This window comes from Corynebacterium sp. HMSC077D03 (genome assembly GCF_001808545.1).
Taxonomy (GTDB): Bacteria; Actinomycetota; Actinomycetes; order Mycobacteriales; family Mycobacteriaceae; genus Corynebacterium; species Corynebacterium simulans.
In genome coordinates this window covers 1-21574 of record NZ_KV793657.1, presented here as the reverse complement: position 1 = coordinate 21574, position 21574 = coordinate 1, and the positions used below count along the sequence as shown (strand labels likewise).

General features: G+C 59.0%; 16 protein-coding genes and 1 tRNA gene. 9 read left to right on the top strand and 8 right to left on the bottom strand.

Annotation, left to right across the window (positions count from 1 at the left end; all coding sequences use genetic code 11):
* Positions 1 to 18 precede the first annotated feature (18 nt).
* The gene (gene pcrA, locus HMPREF2888_RS01045; RefSeq protein WP_082778568.1) at positions 19 to 2634 is read right to left on the bottom strand and encodes a DNA helicase PcrA; all 2616 of its coding nucleotides are present in this window, start codon (positions 2632 to 2634) and stop codon (positions 19 to 21) included.
* Positions 2635 to 2753: 119 nt separating this feature from the next.
* On the opposite strand from pcrA, the gene HMPREF2888_RS01040 reads away from it, so the two are divergent.
* From HMPREF2888_RS01040 to pgi, 3 genes are all read left to right on the top strand, one after another.
* Positions 2754 to 3113 carry a chorismate mutase gene (locus HMPREF2888_RS01040; RefSeq protein WP_061921220.1) on the top strand — a complete coding sequence of 120 codons (360 nt, stop codon included), beginning with the start codon at positions 2754 to 2756 and terminating at the stop codon, positions 3111 to 3113.
* A gap of 51 nt (positions 3114 to 3164) precedes the next feature.
* A complete protein-coding gene (locus HMPREF2888_RS01035) occupies positions 3165 to 4511 on the top strand; it encodes a Na+/H+ antiporter family protein (RefSeq protein ID WP_061921217.1) in 1347 nt (448 codons plus the stop codon).
* A gap of 81 nt (positions 4512 to 4592) precedes the next feature.
* On the top strand, positions 4593 to 6224 hold the full coding sequence (gene pgi / locus HMPREF2888_RS01030) for a glucose-6-phosphate isomerase (RefSeq protein ID WP_070432580.1): 1632 nt from the start codon (positions 4593 to 4595) through the stop codon (positions 6222 to 6224).
* A 33-nt stretch (positions 6225 to 6257) separates the two neighbouring features.
* On the opposite strand, the gene HMPREF2888_RS01025 is transcribed toward pgi, so the two are convergent.
* The gene (locus HMPREF2888_RS01025; protein ID WP_061921212.1) at positions 6258 to 7103 is read right to left on the bottom strand and encodes a DNA-formamidopyrimidine glycosylase family protein; all 846 of its coding nucleotides are present in this window, start codon (positions 7101 to 7103) and stop codon (positions 6258 to 6260) included.
* A gap of 129 nt (positions 7104 to 7232) precedes the next feature.
* On the bottom strand, positions 7233 to 12125 hold the full coding sequence (locus HMPREF2888_RS01020; RefSeq protein WP_070518077.1) for an ATP-dependent helicase: 4893 nt from the start codon (positions 12123 to 12125) through the stop codon (positions 7233 to 7235).
* 34 nt (positions 12126 to 12159) lie between these two features.
* Between HMPREF2888_RS01020 and HMPREF2888_RS01015 the strand changes: the two genes are divergently transcribed.
* The 5 genes from HMPREF2888_RS01015 to HMPREF2888_RS00995 all read left to right on the top strand — a co-directional run bounded on the left by HMPREF2888_RS01015 (position 12160) and on the right by HMPREF2888_RS00995 (position 14737).
* Entirely contained in the window at positions 12160 to 12918 is a 759-nt protein-coding gene (locus HMPREF2888_RS01015) for a 3'(2'),5'-bisphosphate nucleotidase CysQ (RefSeq protein ID WP_061921487.1), read from the top strand.
* Between the two features lie 45 nt (positions 12919 to 12963).
* On the top strand, positions 12964 to 13770 hold the full coding sequence (locus HMPREF2888_RS01010; protein WP_201040670.1) for a thymidylate synthase: 807 nt from the start codon (positions 12964 to 12966) through the stop codon (positions 13768 to 13770).
* Positions 13770 to 14312: a dihydrofolate reductase gene (locus HMPREF2888_RS01005; protein WP_061921204.1), complete on the top strand. Its 543-nt coding sequence runs from the start codon at positions 13770 to 13772 to the stop codon at positions 14310 to 14312. Before HMPREF2888_RS01010 ends, HMPREF2888_RS01005 begins: the two co-directional genes overlap by 1 nt.
* Entirely contained in the window at positions 14313 to 14594 is a 282-nt protein-coding gene (locus HMPREF2888_RS01000) for a glutaredoxin domain-containing protein (RefSeq protein ID WP_061921202.1), read from the top strand.
* Between the two features lie 70 nt (positions 14595 to 14664).
* Positions 14665 to 14737: transfer RNA gene (locus tag HMPREF2888_RS00995), tRNA-Arg, on the top strand.
* Positions 14738 to 14858: 121 nt separating this feature from the next.
* On the opposite strand, the gene HMPREF2888_RS00990 is transcribed toward HMPREF2888_RS00995, so the two are convergent.
* The 5 genes from HMPREF2888_RS00990 to HMPREF2888_RS00975 form a co-directional block, all read right to left on the bottom strand.
* Positions 14859 to 16358, bottom strand: coding sequence for a plasmid recombination protein (locus HMPREF2888_RS00990; RefSeq protein WP_083296595.1), 1500 nt, complete (start codon positions 16356 to 16358; stop codon positions 14859 to 14861).
* Positions 16359 to 16530: 172 nt separating this feature from the next.
* Positions 16531 to 16872, bottom strand: coding sequence for a hypothetical protein (locus HMPREF2888_RS00985; protein ID WP_070518075.1), 342 nt, complete (start codon positions 16870 to 16872; stop codon positions 16531 to 16533).
* A 98-nt stretch (positions 16873 to 16970) separates the two neighbouring features.
* On the bottom strand, positions 16971 to 19151 hold the full coding sequence (locus HMPREF2888_RS00980) for a Rep family protein (protein WP_070518074.1): 2181 nt from the start codon (positions 19149 to 19151) through the stop codon (positions 16971 to 16973).
* Between the two features lie 25 nt (positions 19152 to 19176).
* A complete protein-coding gene (locus HMPREF2888_RS12675; RefSeq protein WP_141744796.1) occupies positions 19177 to 19593 on the bottom strand; it encodes a hypothetical protein in 417 nt (138 codons plus the stop codon).
* A 2-nt stretch (positions 19594 to 19595) separates the two neighbouring features.
* Positions 19596 to 19808 (bottom strand): helix-turn-helix transcriptional regulator, encoded by a 213-nt coding sequence (locus HMPREF2888_RS00975; RefSeq protein ID WP_070518073.1) that lies wholly within the window; start codon positions 19806 to 19808, stop codon positions 19596 to 19598.
* A 709-nt stretch (positions 19809 to 20517) separates the two neighbouring features.
* Here HMPREF2888_RS00975 and HMPREF2888_RS00970 point away from each other — a divergent pair.
* Entirely contained in the window at positions 20518 to 21333 is an 816-nt protein-coding gene (locus HMPREF2888_RS00970; RefSeq protein WP_210386792.1) for a tyrosine-type recombinase/integrase, read from the top strand.
* Positions 21334 to 21574 lie beyond the last annotated feature (241 nt).

The following is a 21574-nucleotide window of genomic DNA, read 5'->3' as shown; positions in this document are numbered from 1 at the left end:
GCGAACCGCCCTTTGCGCTTAAAGCTTTTCCATCGGCACGCCGCCGATGAGCATCAAGCGCACTTTGCCGGCGCTTCCGAAGTCCACCGTCACCGTGGCGCGTGGACCGGAGCCGGAGGCATCAATGACCGTTCCCAGGCCGTACTTGGCGTGGTTGACGCGGTCTCCCACAACTAAATTCAGCTGGTTGTTCTTAGGCATCGAGCTGGCAGGAGCAGGCTTACGCGTGCGTTGCGAAGGGGAAGACGTAGCGCGCGGTGAGGTTCTGCCCCAGCCGGACCAATCGGAGCCATAGGAGCGGCCATATTGGTAGGAATCATCTCCGCCCCATGCGCTAGACAGCGAGCTGTCTGGTTCTTCACGGCGCCAGTCGATGAGGTCTTCGGGGACCTCGGCGAGGAAGCGGCTGGCCGGATTCGTCATCGGGTTACCCCAGGACGAGCGAAGTATTGCGCGGGTGAGATAGAGCTGCTCGCGAGCGCGTGTGATGCCCACATAAGCCAAGCGGCGTTCCTCACTGAGCTCTTTTGGATCCCCTAAAGAGCGCATGTGCGGGAATTGGCCATCTTCCCAGCCTGTGAGGAAGACGACTGGGAATTCCAAGCCCTTGGCAGTGTGCAAGGTCATCAGCGTGACCACGCCAGTTTCGTTGTCAGGGATTTGGTCTGCGTCAGCTACCAAAGACACCTTCTCTAGGAAAGCCTGGAGCGAGCCGGGTAGGGCCTCCCCCTCGGCGAGCTCTGGGCTTAAATCTTCTACAGCGTCGGCTCCGGTAAACGCCATCTGATTAGCCGCCTCGGAGCTAAATTCTCGGGCAACGGAAACCAACTCGTTGAGGTTATCCAGCCGCGCGCCATCCTGCGGATCATTCGAGTTCTCCAACTCCGCACGGTATCCAGTTGCATCGAGCACGGCACTGAGCAGATCACCAAGATCCGGCTGATGAGTAACCTCGTTAATCATGCTCGGAATCTGAGCGCGGATGCCTTCCATCATCTCGTTGAACTTCGACACTGCATTAACGGCTCGTGTGCCCATGCCCGCAATGTTGCCCGCGGCGGCATCGTACAGGGCCTTTCCAAAGCTCACTCCCAGGTTCTCTGCATGCAGCGCGATCTGGGATTGTGCTTTATCACCGATGGCGCGCTTTGGAACGTTGATAATGCGGCGCAGGCTCACTGTGTCATCCGGATTATCAATGATGCGCAGATAAGCCACCATGTCACGGATTTCGCGGCGTTCATAGAAGCGAGTGCCGCCCACAACCTTGTACGGGATTCCGGAGCGAACAAAGATATCTTCCAACGCACGCGAGGCATTGTTCGTGCGGTACATGATCGCCATATCGGAATAGGCGCGACCCTTATCTGCCAGAGAGTCGATCTCAGAAGCAATAAAACGGGCCTCATCATGCTCGTTATCGGCGACATAGCCGACGATCTTCGCGCCTTCGCCGTGCGCAGTCCACAGGTTCTTCTCACGGCGGCCCTCGTTCTTCGCGATGAGAGCGTTCGCCGCGTTCAGAATGGTCTGAGTGGAGCGATAGTTCTGCTCCAACAAAATGGTGTGCGCCTGCGGATAGTCACGCTCGAATTCCTGAATGTTGCGGATCGTAGCGCCACGGAAGGCATAAATGGACTGATCTGAGTCACCCACCACGCACAATTCTGGTGCATCGGGGCCTAGCTCTCCCCTACCCACCAATGCAGAAACCAGCGCATACTGCGCATGGTTGGTGTCCTGATACTCATCAATAAGAACGTGCTTGAAGCGGCGACGATAGAAATCCACCACCTGTGGGTGCTGATGGAAAATACGCACTACCTCACCGATGAGGTCATCGAAGTCCACGGAGTTAGCTGCACGCAGGCGGCGCTGATATTCATCGAAGACGCGTGCAACCGTAATCTCGAAAGGATTCTTGGTCTTTTCTGCTTCTGCCAAAGCGTCAGCCGGCGAGACCAGCTCATTTTTGTGATTCGAAATCTGATTGGCCAGCACGCGGGCGGTGTACTTCTTTAGATCCAACTGCATGTCTTTGGCGATCATGGTCAAAAGGCGGCGTGCATCATCACCGTCATAAATAGTGAAGTTGGTGTTCAGTCCTGGCACCAGCTGCGCGTTTTGGCGCAGGATACGCACGCAGATGGAGTGGAAGGTAGAAACCCACATGCGCTCGGCCACTGGCCCCACCAGCTGGCCCACGCGCTCTTTCATCTCCGTGGCGGCCTTGTTGGTAAAGGTAATAGCCAAAATCTCCCACGGAGCCACCCCACGATTGCGCATGAGATAAGCAATGCGGCGGGTAAGCACAGCAGTCTTACCAGAGCCCGCACCCGCCACAATCAGCAGCGGCGAACCAGCGTGCGTTACCGCCTCAAGCTGCTGCGGGTTCAGGCCCTCAGTAAGCGGATCGGGGTCCACAGCGCCAGGCGCGCCAGCTGGGTTCGATGCAGCACCAGCAGCAGGTCCCCTCGAAGTAGGAGCCCCAAAGCCACCCGACTGTGGCTGCGGCGCGGCAGGCCGAGCGGGCCCACCGAAACCGCCGAAGCCGCCAAAAAGATCCGGCTGGCTGTTGGCAGAATTTTTTCCATCTGGGCGTGGAGCTGGGGAGAATTCAGACGCATTACTCATAGTGCCTACCAACCTACTAGCACCACCGGACATCCCCTCATAACACGCCTTATGCAGGGGAATTCGAATTTATCTGCTGCAGTTTCCTTTTTGGTTTCTAAGTGGCAGAATCTTGGGCTATGTCCTCTGCGAACAACCCGACTGAAAACTCCGCACACGCCAATAGCCTCGATACCAACGTTGTGGACAACGGCATGGAGATCCGCATGCCCTCCGGCACCGATGATCCCTTGAGCGATGCGGAGATTCAGAACTATCGCAAGGAAATCAACCGCTTGGATCGCGTTATCCTCGACGCTGCGAAGCGCCGCACGGAAATCTCCCAGACCATCGGGCGCACGCGCATGAACGCCGGCGGCACCAAGCTGGTGCACACCCGCGAGATTGCCATTCTCAACCAATTTCGCGACGAGCTCGGTGAGGAAGGCCCAGCCATCGCCTCTGCACTGCTGCGCATGGGCCGCGGAAAACTCGGCTAAACCTTTCAATAAATTTCATTTTTCTGGATAAAATACAGTAATCTCTTCGCCATGAATGCAGTTCTTGTCGCGGTCATCGTCATGCTCGTCCTCGCGCTTTTGCGTGTGCATGTTGTTGTCGCACTATTCCTTGGCGCGCTGACGGGCGGCCTGCTTTCCGGCATGGGACTCGACGCCACCATGGTCGCTTTCCAGGAGGGCCTCGGTGGCGGTGCCAAAATTGCCTTGAGCTATGCATTGCTGGGTGCCTTTGCCATGGCGGTCGCCGCGGCGGGCGTGCCGCAGCTGCTCGCCAACGCCTTGATTCGGCGGATCGGCGGGGACGGGGCGTCGCCAAGCGCAGCACAAGCCACCAAGTGGATCTTGGTCGCCGGCCTCATCGCTATGGCTGTGATGAGCCAGAACGTCATCCCCGTGCACATCGCGTTCATCCCGCTTATCGTGCCGCCACTGCTCAAGGTCATGAATGCCCTGCGCATCGACCGACGTCTGATTACCTGCTGCCTTACTTTCGGCCTGGTCACCACCTACATGTTCCTACCGGTAGGTTTCGGCTCCATCTTTTTGAATGACATTTTGTTATTCAACATCGGCCAAGCAGGCCTTAATACCGAAAGCATTTCCATCATGCATGTCATGGGAATTCCTGCCCTTGGTATGCTCTCTGGCCTGCTGATTGCCATGTTCTTCAGCTACCGCAAACCCCGCGATTACGCCGATACCCCGCTCAGCAATGAAGAGCCAACCGAAGAAGCCCCGTCGCGTTACAAGATTTGGGTCTGCGTTGTCGCCATCATCGCCACCTTCGGCGTGCAGATTGCGATGCAGGCGATGGATTTCGAATCCGATGGTCTTATGGTCGGCGCCCTGACAGGACTTGGCATCATGTTGGTCACCGGCGCCATCGATTGGCGCAAAGCAGACGATGTTTTCTCCGATGGCATGCGCATGATGGCGCTCATCGGTTTCATCATGATTACTGCCCAGGGCTTTGCCTCTGTCATGACAGCCACAGGTCAGGTCGAGGAACTGGTGAGTGCAACCAGCGATATCTTCGGCAGCAACAAGATGATGGCCGCCGCGGTCATGCTCATCGTGGGACTTGTCGTGACGATGGGCATCGGTTCTTCCTTCTCCACGCTTCCCATCATCTCCGTCATCTATGTTCCACTGTGCATGTCACTGGGCTTTAGCCCCGCCGCGACGGTGGCCATCGTCGGCACCGCAGGCGCGCTTGGCGACGCCGGCTCCCCCGCCTCCGATTCCACCCTCGGCCCCACCGCGGGCCTCGGCGCGGACGGCCAGCACGATCACATCCGCGATTCGGTCATCCCGACCTTCCTGCACTTTAATATCCCGCTTCTCATCGCCGGCTGGATTGCAGCAATGGTCCTGTAGCTAACGGCAAAATGCTCCCGCGTGGACTACGGTGGTATCCGTAATTTTTAGTGTCTGACTAAAGCCAGAAAGGCCCTTGTAATGGACATCACCACCCAGCCCCAGTGGAACGCACTTGAGCAGCTCTTTGCGGAGAAGAAAGACCTCAATCTACGTGAGCTCTTCGCCGCTGACCCGCAGCGTGCGGCTCGCTTAACTTTCGACGCTGCGGGGCTGCATGTCGATCTTTCCAAGAACCTGGTCGATGACGATGTCCTCACGGCATTGGTAGAACTTGCACGGGCTGCAGACGTAGAAGGCCGCCGCGATGCCATGTTCGCCGGCGAACACATCAACAACACTGAGGACCGCGCCGTATTGCACACCGCCCTGCGTCAGCCGGCAGACTCGGAGCTTAGCGTCGATGGCCAAGACGCAGTAGCTGACGTTCACGAAGTTTTGGGCCGCATGCGTGCCTTTTCTGATTCCCTGCGCGATGGCAGCTGGCTGGGGCATACGGGCAAAAAGATCCGCACCGTGGTCAACATCGGCATCGGCGGCTCCGACTTGGGCCCGGCCATGGCCTCGAAGGCGCTGCGCAGCTACGAAGACGCCGGCATCAAGGCACTTTTTGTCTCCAACGTTGACCCGGCTGACATGGCTGCAGCGCTGGACCAGGTAGAAGCTGAGGAGACTCTGTTCATCATTGCTTCTAAGACCTTTACCACCCAGGAGACCCTGACCAATGCGCACGCGGCGCGCGCGTGGCTCATCAATAAGTTGGGTGATGAGGCGGCAGTGGCCAAGCACTTCGTTGCTGTATCGACCAACGCCGAGAAAGTCTCCGAGTTCGGCATCGACACTGCGAACATGTTCGGCTTCTGGAACTGGGTGGGCGGCCGCTACTCCATGGATTCCGCCATCGGCCTGTCCCTGATGTGCACCATCGGCGCGGATAACTTCACGGACATGCTTGCCGGCTTCCATGCGATGGACGAGCACTTCCGCACCGCGGAGCTTGCGCAGAACCTACCGGTCCTGATGGGCATGCTCGGCGTGTGGTACTCCGACTTCCACGGCGCACAGACCCATGCGGTCCTGCCTTATTCTGAGGACCTAGGCCGCTTCCCTGCTTATCTACAGCAGCTGACCATGGAGTCCAACGGCAAGTCCGTTCGCCGCGACGGCACCGCAGTTTCCACCGGCACTGGGGAAATCTACTGGGGCGAGCCGGGCACCAACGGCCAACACGCTTTCTTCCAGCTTATCCACCAGGGCACTCGCCTTATCCCGGCGGACTTCATCGGTTTTGCTCGCCCGCAGCAGGATTTCCCTACTGCCGACGGCACCGGCTCCATGCACGATCTGCTGATGGGTAACTTCTTTGCTCAGACCAAGGTTCTGGCATTCGGCAAGACTGCCGAGGAAATCACGGCGGAAGGCGTTGCCCCTGAGCTGGTTCCTCACAAGGTCATGCCAGGCAACCGTCCGACCACCACCATCATGGCGGAGCAGCTGACCCCGGCTGTGTTGGGCGCGCTCATCGCGCTCTACGAGCACATCGTGTTCACCCAGGGCGTTATCTGGGATATCAATTCCTTTGACCAGTGGGGCGTGGAGCTGGGCAAGCAGCAGGCTAATGACTTGGCGCCGGCAGTCTCCGGCAAGGAGGAAGCCGCATCCGGCGACCAATCCACCGACGAGCTCATTGGTTGGTACCGCTCCAACCGCTAAGCGCCTAGCACTTAACGGTTGGCTCGAAACTAATTAAGCCCCGGCCCGGGAATAGGGCTGGCAATGCGGGCACCACCAGATGATGCGCTCCAGCTCGCCTTCTTCCCCGCCGGCGTCAACGCCGCCGAGCGTCGACTTGGCAATTGGCGTGCCACACCGCCTGCACTTGGCGTTATTTCTGCCGAAGACATAGGTGGTCTCCCCGGCGCGCCGCACACCCGTGGTCACGCGCACTGGGGAGTTGCGGTTGGCCCACATGATGCGCCGCGATATCTCCAGAATCCGCGGCACATCCACTTGGGCCACGCGAAGGGCTGGGTGCACGCCCGCGATGAAGCAGGCCTCCGCCCTGTATTCGTTGCCGATTCCGGCCACGTTTTTCTGATCCAGCAGCGCCGCCCCAATGGTACGGGTGGGCTGGCTTAAGATTCGCCGCGCGGCTTCGTCCGCGCCCTCAGACTCCCACTGCTCGCTCAAGATATCTGGGCCCAAATGCGAAATCCGCTCGTTGTACAAGGAGGCAGGATAGGCCTCGACCATGCCCAGCCAGTGGCCCACCAGCTCAATATCGCGCGGGCTACTAGCGAGCTGCAGCACCACCCGCGCACTATGGCCCGGCTTGCGCCACCTATCGCCCTTGTAGTGAATGGCCCACTGGCCTTCCATCTTCAAGTGAGTATGCAGCACCAAGCTTTCGGCATCGGGCCGCGCGAACTGCATGAAAAGATGCTTTCCATAAGGCCACACACGAGAAACTGTGCTGCCCTCCAAATGCACGGTGGCATACCGGGGCACCCTAAGCGACGCCCCGGTGACCTCACGGCCGGTCATAAACTGCAGCTTATTGGACAACTGCAGGACGGAATCACCTTCTGGCATGCAACCAGTCTAACTAGATGGCAAAACCAGCTCGTTAAAGATGAGGTACCCGGTAGCCGCTGAGGCCCGTGGCACATGGATTTACCGTCTCGGATTTACCATCCTGGTTTTACCGTTTGAGTCCTGTTTCTAGCGGCGGCTGCCCCGCGGACGAAATCCACCCGGCACGCCACGGCCTGGTTCGGGAGGATCGTCAAAGCTTAAATCCGGTAGCTCCGCCAGAGCTTCCGAAACGCTTCGGCCGCGGCGCGGCTCCATGGGCTTTTGCCAGGGGTCGCTGCGGTTGTCTTCGATGCGGCGGGACGTGCGCGGCGGCGCAGCCTTGGCCGAGATCCGCACGCCACGGGGACTGATACCTGCGCCAAGGCCTCGCAAGCGAGTGGAGATTTCCGATTCGAATGCGGGCGCTCCGTTGATTTTCTCAATCACCAGCGGGCTCAAACGCCCTGCGGCGATGAGCTCCGTGAGACCTTCAAGCACTTTGCCAAGCACTTCATCAGCATCGATGTCTTCAGGCAGGGCGTCCAAGAAAGTTGTCAGCGTCTTTCCACCGCGGGTTAGATGCGCCACGCAGAGCCCGTCCATCAGCACCACTAGGGCACCGGCGCTACGGGTGGGGCCGTGGCCGCTGTCCGCGCCATCGCGCTGCGGCCAAGCAAGGGCTGCACCATATGGGTTGGCGGGATCCGTCGCGGCGAGCACGTAGGTATTAACTTCCGCAGTGCTCGCAGTGCCAGATGGCCAGCCCGTCACGTCGGGAGAATCGTTCATACCACGCAAGCGATCGATGACCGCGGGAGTAGAAAACTGCGCCGCGCCAAGCCCTTCAATCACATAGCCGCGCATCGCCTTGCCAGATTCCTCAAAGCCAGAGAGCACTTTATAGGCCAGCGCGAAGCCGCCGAGCACGTCCTCGGCCACCACGGAACCCCGAGTCAGCACGCCATAGCGGTCAAGCCAAGCCTCACCGTGTGCTACGGAGCGGCTCGTCGCGTCGACGCCTTGGCCTGACACGGAAGCAGCCCAACGGCCGGCCACGTCCGGGGCGGTTGCGGCCCCGCCGAGGCCCTGCGTTTGGGCAAAGGACGTGCGTCCCATGCGCAGCCGGGAACGGGTGGGGCGTCGCTTAGCGCGGTGCGCAGTTGCTCCCGAGCGCGAGCCGGCCGCGGCAATGTGTGTGCGGATTGGCGCAAAGGAATCGGGACTAACCAGGCCCATTTCTACCAGCTGCCACAGCGCTTCCCGCAGCTCCTCGGCAGTGCCCGGCACCTGCGCCGCGATATCGTTGAACAGGTAGCTGCCGCCACCGCGCAGGACCTCCAACGCCGCTAATTGCAACATGCTCAGCCCCTGTTCATCCGGGTTAACCTGCGGCGCCAACTGCGCCGCATAGTCCACCGGCAGCAACATGATCCAAGGGTCATTCGTGCCAGCCTTGCCAGCGCCCACGATGAGCACCTCGCCGTTAGAGGTCAGCTCATCGAGCATGGTCGGTGAGTAATCGCCCACGCGCGTCGGCAGAATCAGCGACTCCCACGCAGAGGCTGGCAGACGCACGCCGGCGAGCTGTTCAATCACGCTGTAGACGCCATCCGCCCCGCGTAGCGCAGGACGCTTGCCCACGGGCGCTACCTGCTGCCAATCGGGCAAGAAGCGTCCGAAAGCGGCGGCGCTAACAGGCTCCGTTGCAGCGCGTGCCGCTGCCAGCGAGCGCGAGCGAATGGTGCGCAAGACCTCCGCAGCGCAGTACTCGGTCTCCTCGATTCCTTGGCGGTAGCGGCCTTCCACCACGCTATCGAGACTCGCCAGCGCGGTGTGTGCTGCCGAGGCCGAAAGGCCAAAGGCCGCCTGCAAGTCCCCCAGCACGAAAGGACCGCGGGTGCGTGCCCAACGCGAGACCAGCTGTTGCAAGGCATCGGTGATGGTGGACTGTTGCGCGGCAACACCAGGCGGGACGGGCACGCCGAGTCCGTCGCGAAGCAGCGGCGCATCAAGAGGTTGCGCGAAGTGCTCGCGTCCGGCAATGCGCACCCGCATCACGCGGGCGCCCAGAGAATCAATTGCACTCAGCGGCACCGAGGCATGCTCCGCCATCTCTTCCACCGGAATCGGCCCCAGCACCCGCAGCAGGTCCGCGACTTCCTCCGTCGTGCGGGCCCGACGCTCCGCGGAGGTGCGCTGCAGCTGGGCATGCACCTGCTCGATGACCTCCGGATCTAAAAGCTCCCGCAGCTCCACCGTGCCCAAAAGCTTGGCCAGAAGCGCCGGATCAAGCGCCAGCGCCGCCGCCCGCTTTTCCGCCAGCGGAGAATCACCCTCGTACATGAAGGCGCCGGTGTAATTAAACAGCAGCGTCGAAGCAAAAGGCGAAGGCTGCTCTGTGGTCACCTCCGCGATGCGAATGCGACGCAAAGCCAGCTCGCGCATGGTTTCCGTCAACGCCGGCAGATCATAGACATCCTGCAGGACCTCGCGGACCGTCTCCAGGATGATGGGAAAGGAAGGGTACTTCCGCGCGACGTCGAGAAGCTGTTCTGCCCGCTGACGCTGCTGCCACAGCGGCGCGCGCTTGCCGGGATTGCGGCGCGGCAGCAACAGCGCACGCGCGGCACACTCACGAAAACGCGAGGCAAAGAGCGCGGAACCGCCCACCTGCTCGGCCACGATGTCCGAAATTTCATCGGCGTCGAAAAGAAAAAGCGCAGCATCCGGCTCCTTTTCCCCCTCGGGCAAGCGCAGGACGATACCGTCGTCGCCAGCCACTGCTTGCGCGTCCATGCCGGTCAGCTCCGCCACCCGCTGCCCCACCGCAAGCGCCCAGGCGGCATTCACACCCCGGCCGAACGGCGTGTGCAACACCACGCGCCAATCCCCGAGTTCGTCCTTAAAACGCTCGAGAACCAAGGTCTTCTCATCCGGAATAACACCCGTGGCCTCATGCTGTTCCTGCAGATAGGCCACGATGTTATCCACCGCATGCCCATCTGCGTCCTGGATGATCTCTGGAGAAAGGTGCACCTGCCGGCGATACGCACCCAAGGCCTTGCCCAGCTCATAAGGACGCCCTGCCTGGTCGCCATTCCAGAAAGGCAACCGGCCAGTGTGCCCCGGCGCAGGGGTGACAATCACCTGATCGCGCGTGATTTCCTCAATGCGCCAGCTAGTAGCACCCAAGGTAAAGATATCGCCCACGCGGGATTCATAGACCATCTCCTCGTCGAGCTCACCCACGCGCCGGGGCGCGGCATTTTCTGCCCCCGCAGGAAGGAAGACACCAAACATTCCACGGTCCGGAATCGTGCCGCCGTTGGTAACGGCCACGCGCTGCGCACCAGGGCGCGGGCTCAGCCGGCCAGTGATGCGGTCGAAGACCACGCGGGGTTTGAGCTCCGCGAAGTCCGTGGAGGGATAGACGCCGGAGACCAGGTCGATGACGGAATCGAATACCTCCCTGGCCAAATCGCGATAAGGCCACGCGCGGCGCACCATGGCGTACCAGGCATCCACATCTAGGCCACCCGCATTATCTGGGGAGGTAACCGGAGCAACCTCGGCGGCGGCGACGGCTGCCACGGTCTGCTGTGCCAACACATCTAACGGATTCTGCGGGGAGTGCATCTCCTCGATGAGGCCCTCGCGCATACGCGCCACAGTAAGAGTGGATTGCACAAGGTCAGCACGGTGCTTCGGATAGAAAGAACCCTGCGATACCGCGCCCACGGAGTGCCCGGCGCGGCCCACACGCTGCAGACCAGAGGCTACCGAAGGCGGTGATTCCACCTGCACCACTAGATCTACTGCGCCCATGTCGATGCCCAGCTCTAGCGAGCTGGTGGCCACCACTGCTCGCAGTGTGCCTTCCTTGAGCATCGTTTCAGTCAATGTGCGCTCATCCTTCGACACCGAGCCGTGGTGTGCGCGAGCGATGACGGCAGGTGCCTTGCCGGCGACGTCGACTTGCTTCATCAGCTGCGCTGGGTCCCGGCGCGTAGCAGGCGACAAGCTTTCCGGCTCATGCTCCATGGCATAAAGCTCATTGAGCCGGGAGGTCAGGCGCTCCGCGGTACGCCGCGAGTTCACGAACACGAGGGTGGAGCGATGCTCCATGATTTCGCCGTAGAGGTCTTCTTCAATAAATGGCCAAATGGATTTCGCGGTGGGCAATGCCGAATCAGCCACCGCCGCGGGGCCAGTAATGCCCAGCGGATCATCCACTGTCATCTCACCGATAGTGGAACCTTGCTCTGGGGTGGGCAGATCCGACATGTCTTCCACGGGCACGTGGACATCAAGCTGCCAGCGTTTTTCAGCCGGCGGTGCCACGATTTCTACGGGCCTGTCGCCGCCCAAAAAATTCGACACTGCAGAAAGCGGGCGCACCGTTGCCGATAGCCCGATGCGTTGGAACTCCCCCGCCACGGCCGCCAGCCGCTCGAGCGTGAGCGCCAAGTGCACGCCACGCTTGGTGCCGGCCAGGGCGTGGATTTCATCAATGATGACGGTATCGACGGCAGATAGGATGCCCGCGGCCTTCGAGGTCAGCATCAAATAAGCCGACTCCGGAGTGGTGATGAGGATATCCGGCGGGCGGCGTACCTGCCGGAAGCGTTCTGCAGAAGGTGTATCCCCGGAGCGTACGCCGACGGTGATGTCGGGGGCGTCAAGTCCTAATCGTTCTGCCGCACGAGCGATGCCGTTCAGCGGAGCACGCAGGTTATTTTCCACGTCCACGCCAAGCGCCTTCAGCGGGGAGATATACAAAACCTTGACGCCTGAGTTGCCGCCCTTTGCCGGCTGTCCTACGGGCAGTGCAGTTTGGCCTTCCTTTTCCACGAGGGAATTTAAGGCCCATAAAAACGCCGCCAGGGTTTTACCGGAGCCGGTGGGGGCGACCACGAGCGCATGGTTGCCGGATGAGATCTGCTCCCATGCCTCGCGCTGTACGGGCGTGGGCGCTGCGAAAACGTCCTCGAACCATTGCCGGACTTGGGGCCGGAAGCGGGTTAGGACGTTTTTGTTCATGCCTTACTCTAACGCGCGCGGTAATCTAGCATGCATGACCGTCGAGATTTCTGATTCCCGCCTGACCAATTCACTAGCCAACGGCTGCGGTGAGATCCTCAAAGGTGTGCGCAACGGTGGCCTGCTGCGCGGCCTCGCGCTTGGCGACGCCGGCGATGAAGCCGCACAAGAATGGATCACCCGGGTAATTGCGCAGCACCGCCCCGAAGACGGCCTGCTTTCCGAGGAAGCAGCAGACGATCTCAGCCGTTTGAAGAAGGAACGCGTGTGGATCGTCGATCCCCTCGATGGCACCAAGGAGTTTGCCACCGGCCGCCAAGACTGGGCTGTTCACATCGCGCTCGTGGTCAACGGCATGCCACAGCATGCGGCCGTGGCCATGCCGGATTTGGGCGTAACCTTCCGCTCCTCCGATGCCCGCGCCGTTACCGGCCCGCTTTCTAAGAAGTTTGTGGTCTCCCGCAACCGTCCGCCCCAGGTGGCTTCCCATATTGGGGAGAAGATGGGATTTGAAACCGTCGGCATCGGTTCTGCCGGTGCCAAGGCAATGCACGTTCTGCTCGGTGACTTTGACGGCTATATCCACTCAGGCGGCCAGTACGAGTGGGACCAGGCTGCGCCGGTGGGCGTTGCCATGGCGGCGGGCCTGCACTGTTCCCGTTTGGATGGCTCCCCAATTCGTTTCAACAACGAGGACACCTTCATCCCAGACCTGCTCATCTGCCGGCCGGAACTCGCCGATGAAATCCTGGAGCACGCTGCTGCCTATGCCGAAGAAAACGGCGGCTTTTAAGCCGTTCCTCAACTTTTAGGCGTTTCAGCAAAAAGGCTTCTACACTTGAGAACCATGATCCAGACCCCATATGAGGACCTCCTCCGCAAAGTTTTGGAAGAAGGCGCGGACAAAGGTGACCGCACCGGGACCGGCACGCGCTCAATTTTCGGTGCGCAGTTGCGCTATAACTTGGCGGAGTCTTTCCCGCTGCTGACCACCAAGAAGGTCTACTTCCACGGTGTTATCGGCGAGCTGCTGTGGTTCCTCAAGGGCGATTCCAACGTGAAGTGGCTGCAGGACAACAACGTCCGTATCTGGAATGAGTGGGCTGACGCCGATGGCGAGCTGGGTCCTGTCTACGGCGTCCAGTGGCGCTCGTGGCCTACCCCGGATGGCACGCATGTAGACCAGATCCAGCAGGCTCTGGATACACTGCAGAATAATCCGGATTCTCGTCGCAACCTGGTCTCCGCCTGGAACGTGGCAGAACTAGACAAGATGGCGCTTATGCCCTGCCACCTGCTATTCCAACTTTATGTGGCAGAAGGCAAGCTCTCCCTGCAGGTATATCAGCGTTCGGCGGATATGTTCCTGGGCGTGCCTTTCAACTTGGCTTCCTATGCTGCGCTGGCCCACATGTTTGCGCAACAGGCTGGACTGGAGGTCGGCGAGCTCATCTGGACCGGCGGCGACTGCCACATCTACAACGACCACCTGGAGCAGGTCAAGGAGCAGCTCTCCCGCGAGCCACGCCCCTACCCGCAGCTCAAGCTGCACAAGGCTGACTCGTTGTTCGACTACACCTTCGACGATTTCGAGGTCGTAGGCTACGATCCCCACCCCACCATCAAAGCGCAGGTTTCCGTCTAATGTTGGGTGCTATTTGGGCGCAGTCCTTGGACGGCATCATCGGCGATGGTTCCGTCATGCCGTGGCACGTACCAGAGGACCTCAAGCACTTTAAGGAGGTCACGCTAGGCTCGCCCGTAGTGATGGGCCGACGCACGTGGGAATCGCTAAACCCGAAGTTTCGCCCGCTGCCAGGCCGCGATAACTATGTTCTCTCCCGCAAGGAGCCGGGCCAATGGTCCGCTGGGGCGAGCACAACCAGCAACCTCAACGACGTAACTTCCACGCTTTCCGACGCCTGGATCATCGGCGGCGGCCAGCTATACGCCTCAACCTTGGATGAGGTCGACGTCATCGAAATTACGTTGATGGGCGTTAACATCGGGGATGTCTACGGTGATGACGCAGTCTATGCCCCCGCAGTTCCGGAGACTTTCGGCCTAGCGGCTAGCACTGATTGGCTCACTTCTGAAAAGGGCCACCTGACCATTCCGGGGCAGCCCCCGAGTGAGCTGCCGATTAAATACCGCTTTTTAACTTATGAACGAAAGGACGCCGCTTAAATGACCGTCGCAACTCCCGAAACCACCGAGCACGTCACGATCTTCTACGCCGACTGGTGCCCGTTTTGCGCGAAGCTGCTCAAGGCACTGAACCGCACGGAGACGCCATACGCGCTTGTCGACGTCGAGGCCGAAGGCACTGAGGACATAAACGAGTGGATCAAGTCCGTCAATGACGGCAACCGCATCGTGCCAACCGTGCTTTACTCCGACGGCACCTCCGTTACCAACCCACCGGCGTCCTCTGTGCGCAATAAGCAGAAGGAATTGGCCGAGAGCTAATCCAAACCCCAGCCATTTCGGAGCGCCCCTGCCCCACTGCTATGATTAGCCACGTTGCACACGCAACCCCGCCCCAGTAGCTCAGGGGATAGAGCACGGCTCTCCTAAAGCCGGTGTCGCTGGTTCGATTCCAGTCTGGGGCACAGAAAATCCCCCGTGACCTGCACATACGGGCTACGGGGGTTTCCTGACTCTTGGGCAAATTCGCCGAAGTACTAACTTAAGTACTGACTTTGCAGAGAATTAGACTCAGCGCGAAGAGCCCTAAAACATCGGCTTATAGCCCGGCTGCGTGGGTTTCTGAGTACCTCGCTGCTGCTGGTTCTGCCGCTGACGTGTCTGAGCGCGCTGCTCCTGGAGCTGCTGGTTTTCACCTACCGTGCGCTCGTAATAGTCCTGCGTACCGTCTACGACGGCTGCAAACCCCTTCACGCGCTTCTTCTTAAAGTCCTCGTAGCGCTGATGAATCTTCGGGTACTTGAGTATGTCGTCCAAGAAATCAGAATCCAGCTGCTTCATGTTCTCGCGTGAGTTCTTAACGGCCTCGGCGTCTTCGACCTCCTGGCGCAGCTGCTGCAGTTCGTTGTACTTGGCCGTGACCGCGTCGCTGGTCTCCTGCAGTAGTGCTTTCTCCTTGTCCTTCTCCTTCTCTAAGTCCTCGCGCTGCTTGCGTATCGCATCTACCTGCGCGTGTGCCTGAGCAACGATGTCGTTAGCCTTCTGACGCGCATCAGCCAGTAGCGTGCCCACCTGCTCCTGACCGTCGCCATAGCCCTTCTTGTGGCCAGCGGCGTAACCCTTCTTTGCCGCTGCGCGCTTCAACTCCGGCAGCTTCGCCTTGTCTTCGTCCAGCTGCTTTCGCTCGTCCTCGACCTCCTGGCGCTGCTGCTGCACGTCTGCATACAGCGCGCCTGCTTCGACCTCTCCGGCCTCGTAGCCCTCCTGGAATCCTTCATCACGTGCTATACGTCGGCGCTCAGCCAGAGCAGCCTTGTCGCGCTCCAACTGTTCGCGCTCGGCTTCAAGCTCCTGGCGCTCCTTGGCGAGTGCTTCCTTTTCCTTCTCGCGCTCCTTGTCCGCCTTGCGTGCATACTCAAGGTTCGACAGATGTTCTCGGCTGCGCTCGCTGCTTTCGAGAATCACGTCCAGGCCAGACTCTTTAAGCTCCTCGCGAATCTTCTTGTGGAGCTTTCGCAGTGACCCCGGCGACTTGAACAGATCGAAATCGTTCTGTCTAAGTCTGCCGTCCTCCGTCACCGGCGTGACCGCCATCTGAATCTGCGGAGCGGTTTCATCGAAATGACCCGTGACCAAGATGACGTTCTTAGCGCCACCGGCCTTCTCGATAACTCGCTCCACCACCGGGTGCAGCGCGTCCATAAACTTCTCTCGGTCCGCTGGGTCCGTCTTCCAGTTAGGCGTGTGTTCTTCGACCCACTCGGGAGACAGACCCAGTACGACCCCGCGCATAACGACTGAGTCTTTGCGCGTCCGTCCCGTGACTGTCGCTAAGCGGTCCTGCAGCCGTTGTTCGATTTCCTCCGTACTTCCCGGCGTGGTCCATTCATCCCGTGGCCCATCTGTCGGGAAATACGTTTCGTTGTTAATCGACCGGCTGGTATCAATGCTCTCGTTCGAGTGAGCACGTTCAATCCCGTTCGCAGCATCAACGTCGCGCGCCCAGTGCCGAATCATCGCGGTTGTGGCATCGGCCTTAACCTTGCCACCCTTGCTGACGTCACATGTGACGCGAGTCTGTGCCATGTCCTTATCCTGTCCTCTGAATAGTTAACTTTCCAATAAGTGTAGCCCCATACACTTAGTTCCGCGCTGCTCCACTAAGTTCCTGGGGCCCTCCGGGGGCCCTGCCGGGGGCTGAGCAAAACAAAACCCCGACACATCACGTGCCGGGGTCTTTCTGTTTTGCTTTGACGGTCTAGGAATACTGGCCGTGGCCCTCGTATCCCTGACCGTCTTGCTCGTCGCGCTCCTGGCGCTCCTCGTCGTTGTCGGCTTCCGCCTCCTTCGCCTTCTTCTTCTCCTCGCGCTCCTGCTTCTTACGCTCGGCGCGCTGCCGCTGCTCGATAATCTCCTGAGCAAAATGCTCGTCGATGAAGGCGTGAGCGCGCTCGTCCTGAGCCTCACGACTCAGCTTGTCTTCGCCCGCGAGAATCTCCCGCAGCCGCTTGCCGAGTTCTTCGTCAGCGCGCTTGCGTGCATTGTTCAAACGCCGCTGGGCGTTCTTTGCCTGCTGCTGTAGCTCTTCGAGTGTTGCCATGACGGTTAGTTCTCCTTGTTTTGGTTTTGGTGTTTTGACATGAGGGGCAAGGCGCGAGTGCCTTACTCCAGGAGGTCCGCGTACGCGGTCTAAACGGGTCATCGTTCTGCACCCCCTGCGGTAATCGCGGCGAAGATCTGTTGTAGTTCTTCGTCAGTGACTGCGGCCGTGGCCCAAGTACCCCGGGTGATGACCGCTACAGCTTCATCGGCGTTCAGTACCTTTTGTTCAAGACTGACGTACGTAGGGCTGTCCACCAGTGCGGCGCTGTAGCGCTGAATAGAGTGCCTTTGTTCCGCCGGGAGACTGTCATTGCTTTCGCTGACTACGCGGATGACGTCGCGGGTGTTCGCGGAAATCCGTACTTCAAGATTCGTACGTTCCTTGTCGTCGGTGCCGGGCCAGCGCCAAACGTAAGTTTTGCCGTTGCTGCTGACGCATAATTGTCGCGAATTGGCCGGTTCTCCGGCGACAAGTACGCCGTTGGCTACTGCGGTGCTTACCGTCGTTGCTGAGCTGTCTAGCGCGCCTGTAGTGCGTGTTGCGTAGCCGCTACGGCTGTAGCTGAGTCCCGCAAGGTAGTTCGTGTACGTACCGTCAGAGTTCTGCACTTGCAAAATGCGGTGTTGCTGGCCGTCTTCGCTGCCGTCGAGCAGCCAAGCGCGCGGCGGCGCGGCGGGATTCGCGCAAATTGCTGTGCAAAGGAAATCCGTACGCGAAAAGTACGCGTTCGGCTTCGCGTCTGCGGCAAAGTCCATCTGCGGCGGGTTGATACGCGAGGTGCGCGCCGTGACCTGCTGACCTGCGTCAGCGAAATCAGCAAGTAGCGCGTCGGCGTCTTCTGTCGGGGTGTTCGGGTCGCCGTACAGAATCTGCTTGATGACGTCTACAATCGGCGCGACTGTTCGCGATTCAATTTCGCTAATCACCGCTTCGCGCTCTTCTGGGTCTGCGATGTTCTCGGCCCTACGGCGCAGCTGTTCCAGATTCTGCGAAAGCGGGCCAACCGTGATGTAGTCGAAGTATTCGCGTGTGCCGTTAAAGAATCCCTTGTTCAGGTAAATCATGTACTGACCCTTCTCGACCTTGATGAGAATCTGGAATCGCCTGTACGCTTGCGATTCGTCTTCTGCCATCTGAGGGCGGCCAAAACGATCTATGTAGGTACCCGCGAGTCCCTGGAAGAAATCATCTGGGGTAGTCGCCGCAGTGACGATGTTGAGCTGTTGAATGGGATACGTACGGCCGTACTTGATATTGGCCGAAAGGCGGCCGTCACCAGGTTGCCTGAACGGTGCAAACATGCGGAAGGCGTTTCCTCTATTGCCGCAAGCCTGAATAATCGAGCCGGCACGGGCGTCTTCCCAAACAACGCACTCTTCACCGTCGTAGCCGTCAAAACCGACGTTTTCGCCGCCGATTTTGAATACCAGAAAACCCAGTTCGTGCGGAAGCGGGCCGGTCATCAGGTCTTTGCCAGTACCGCCGTCGCCGTAGACCAAGATATTCACAATCCGTGGCGGTAAGGGCGCGTACTGCAAGTAGTCACCGCGCAGCTTTGTCAGATGCGCAAGCATTCCGCGCTTGACGTAAAGCTTCAAGTACTTTTCGCGCACTTCAGCGAGCGTCATTTTTCCCTGAGCGACCAGCGCTGATACTTCATCAACGTTAACTTTCTTCTGCTGCGCGCGGCGCTCATCGTCTTCGTCGACCTGTTCCCAGAGATCCGGCACGTTGGTGACTACTTCGCTGCGGTCGTAGGTCTCTTTATCTGCCTGAGCAGGGTCTTCGTGCGTCAAGTACTTACAGAGCGGCAGAAACGCACTAGGCGGCTTTCCTTCTACGTACTGCGGCGGAACACCAAGCGCTTTCGCGACCGCTGCAATCGTTTTACGCGACTTGCAGAAAATGACAATGTGCCAATGAGCAGGCTTTTTGTCACCGACAGATGCACCCTTCGGCGGCGTGTACTTGCTCTTAAAGTCCTTCGGCGTGTACGTGTCGCGGTCGTGGTTGATATACGCCCATTCAGTCATACCCTTCGGGGCGAGCGCTTCTTTAATGCGCTCCTCCGTGAGCAGGTCACCGTAACCGTCGTAAAACGCTTGCTGCGTGATGAAAAGCACGCTGAACTTCTTCTTGTCGTGGTTGTGCCACTTCCCGCCTGGTCCGAACGGGCACTTGTCGGTACCTACAAGTTGCAGAAGCTGCAGCGATTCCGGCAACGCCTTTACTGTTTGCGGCTCCGATTCCGGCGCTGAAGTTGCATCTTCCGTCATGTGAGTTTTGTCACACTTTTCAGGCTTAGACATCGCATACCACCACCGAAAAGCGGAAAAATCCAAAAACACAGATTTTGCGATGTGTGTTTTTCGCGGAGGTGCAACGCTGTGACCTGCGGAAACGCAAAATTTCGCAGCGGAGTCCGCGGGCGAGGCACAAGCCCAGCTCGCCCGCGCGCGTTAGTGTTTTTGCTGGTAGTTGTGGGTTTTCGTTTTGTGTGTGGTGAAAATTCGTTTGGAAAAATCCAAAAAACCACACCGTATTCGAGAATTCACTTTTCGTGGAAGAATTCCCTGTGAATCTTGGAGAAACCTGGCAACTCTGCCACGGGCGTGAATTTAATCCTTGCGGGGTGGCAATGATTCGCGTATTCTTGTAAGCGAAGTTTGTTTTATTGAGCTCCGCTGTTACCGCAGCGGAGTTTTTCATTTGCTGCATGGCTACGCACCACCGCCGAAGGTGATGACGGTCTGGCCCTTAAGGAAGGCATCGACGTCTTCTAGCCTGTAGCGCACATCGTTGTGGCCGAGACGGACGTAATTCGGGCCTTTTCCGTTATGTCGCCAGCGGCGAGCGGTGGCTACGGAGATTTTGAGGCGTTCGGCGAGTTCTGCCGTGGTGAGTAATTCGCAGGTTGATACCGATTTTGGCATGACTGAAAACCCCTCCTGGGGTGGCGGTTTTCAACCAACCTGGGGCTTACGCGTAACGCCTGCTGCCCTATAGAAAACCAGTCATGCTTTTAGTGTGGGTATCCACCGGGTGAGCGATTCCTACCAGCGCTTATGCACTGAGAATCCTTGTCTGTCGTCTGTATTGTTCTGCCCGGGGGCCACACAACGGGTGCGAGTGTGAAATTTTCATCGTCAATAGTACACGGTTACTACTGGGTTACGCAAGACTGTAGGGAAAACTCCGCATCGAACTTCCCTAATTTGTACTAACTTTGCTAGGCTTTTGAGCATGGGAAGACAACCACTGCAACCAGGCGAGAGCACGATTATGCAAGTTAAGGCGACGAACTTCCGCAAGGGCAAAGCAATACGCTGGCTCGGGCGGGACTGGACGGGACAACCCCACAAAAAGAGGACACAAGGGCGAGACGTCGGGGAATGCCGAGCGCGGGCGCTGAGGACATGGGAGAAAATACTCGCTGAATCCGCAGGGGTAGTAACAGATAGCAGCTGGACGCTAGAAGATTCAATTACTGATTTTATTGATGACGTTGTTATTCCCGCTGTTAAAAGCGCGGATACTAAACCACGTACACAGGCGCGCTACCTGGAGGTTCTACATCTTTACCGCCACTACACCGACGGGCGTTCAATGCGGTCGCTAACCACGGCGGCGGCGATTAAGGCAGTGATTAAGAATATCGCCGATAAGCACGGGCCAGAGAGCGCACGGCAAGCGCGCAGTGTGGTCAGCGCGTATGTCATCCAACAACAGATCGAGTACGGGCTACTGGATAGAAACCCAATTCACGGCGTTTCTATGCCCTTCACACGGGCGAAAAAGGAGCATGTAGCAATTCCTACCGTTGAGGAGTGGAAGGCCCTTCTACGGTTCATTCTGCACGAGGAAGACGCTAACGCGCCGATGCCGGGGCAAGACTCACCGCAAGCGAAGAAGCTGAGTGCGCGAGCACGTCACGCACGAGTGATGGAGCTAACGGTACTGCAGATGGCTACGGGCTTAAGAATCAGCGAGGCGTTAACCCTGACCTGGGAAAATGTCGAAATCGACGCCGACGGCACAGCCTGGATAACAGTCACCGCCGAGCTAGCGAAGACGGGCAAGGCACGCCGGGTGCCGGTGCTGGTGCCAGAGGTATCGGCGGCACTAGCGAGAGCACACGCGGGTACGGGGCTGGTCATACCGGCACCGACTGACACGAGTAAGGCATGGGAGCGCGGCGGGGCGACGAAAGCCGTACGTCACTACTACACAGGGCTAGCTGATACACAGGGGTTCGAGTTCTTGCGCAAGAACCGTTCTCATGTGTGGCGGAAGGTTCTCACGACGGCAATGGCGGGGATTCTCCCGCCGCACCTGATTTCCGCGTATTTCGGGCATACGCCGGAGGTGAGCGGGGCGTCATACACGGACGCGGTGAGCGTCAAACCCGTCATCGAGACTAGCAAGTTAGTACTTCTAGAGAATAACGATATGTACTAACTTATGTACTAACTTTGGGTGCATAACCGAGTAGTACCCGCGTACTAACCTAGTACCCACCTAGGGGGCAAAAAGGCTAGTTACGCTGGATATTTCGGTACGTTTATCCTGGCGATATTGCTTCGAGTACCCCTAAAGCCGGTGTCGGTGGTTCGAATCCACTCTGGGGCACAAAATCTTTCACAAAACTTCCCCGTTGACCAGCGCAGACAGGGGGGTGTTCCTATATAGGTTGTCAACT

Bases quoted from the DNA above. Each gene is read 5' to 3' on its own strand.
- HMPREF2888_RS00990 (WP_083296595.1), bottom strand. From the start codon at position 16,358: ATGGCACAGACTCGCGTCACATGTGACGTCAGCAAGGGTGGCAAGGTT.
- HMPREF2888_RS01000 (WP_061921202.1), top strand. From the start codon at position 14,313: ATGACCGTCGCAACTCCCGAAACCACCGAGCACGTCACGATCTTCTAC.
- HMPREF2888_RS00980 (WP_070518074.1), bottom strand. From the start codon at position 19,151: ATGACGGAAGATGCAACTTCAGCGCCGGAATCGGAGCCGCAAACAGTA.
- HMPREF2888_RS12675 (WP_141744796.1), bottom strand. From the start codon at position 19,593: ATGCAGCAAATGAAAAACTCCGCTGCGGTAACAGCGGAGCTCAATAAA.
- HMPREF2888_RS00975 (WP_070518073.1), bottom strand. From the start codon at position 19,808: ATGCCAAAATCGGTATCAACCTGCGAATTACTCACCACGGCAGAACTC.
- HMPREF2888_RS01025 (WP_061921212.1), bottom strand. From the start codon at position 7,103: ATGCCAGAAGGTGATTCCGTCCTGCAGTTGTCCAATAAGCTGCAGTTT.
- HMPREF2888_RS01005 (WP_061921204.1), top strand. From the start codon at position 13,770: ATGTTGGGTGCTATTTGGGCGCAGTCCTTGGACGGCATCATCGGCGAT.
- HMPREF2888_RS00985 (WP_070518075.1), bottom strand. From the start codon at position 16,872: ATGGCAACACTCGAAGAGCTACAGCAGCAGGCAAAGAACGCCCAGCGG.
- pgi (WP_070432580.1), top strand. From the start codon at position 4,593: ATGGACATCACCACCCAGCCCCAGTGGAACGCACTTGAGCAGCTCTTT.
- HMPREF2888_RS01015 (WP_061921487.1), top strand. From the start codon at position 12,160: ATGACCGTCGAGATTTCTGATTCCCGCCTGACCAATTCACTAGCCAAC.
- HMPREF2888_RS01035 (WP_061921217.1), top strand. From the start codon at position 3,165: ATGAATGCAGTTCTTGTCGCGGTCATCGTCATGCTCGTCCTCGCGCTT.
- HMPREF2888_RS01040 (WP_061921220.1), top strand. From the start codon at position 2,754: ATGTCCTCTGCGAACAACCCGACTGAAAACTCCGCACACGCCAATAGC.
- HMPREF2888_RS01020 (WP_070518077.1), bottom strand. From the start codon at position 12,125: ATGAACAAAAACGTCCTAACCCGCTTCCGGCCCCAAGTCCGGCAATGG.
- pcrA (WP_082778568.1), bottom strand. From the start codon at position 2,634: ATGAGTAATGCGTCTGAATTCTCCCCAGCTCCACGCCCAGATGGAAAA.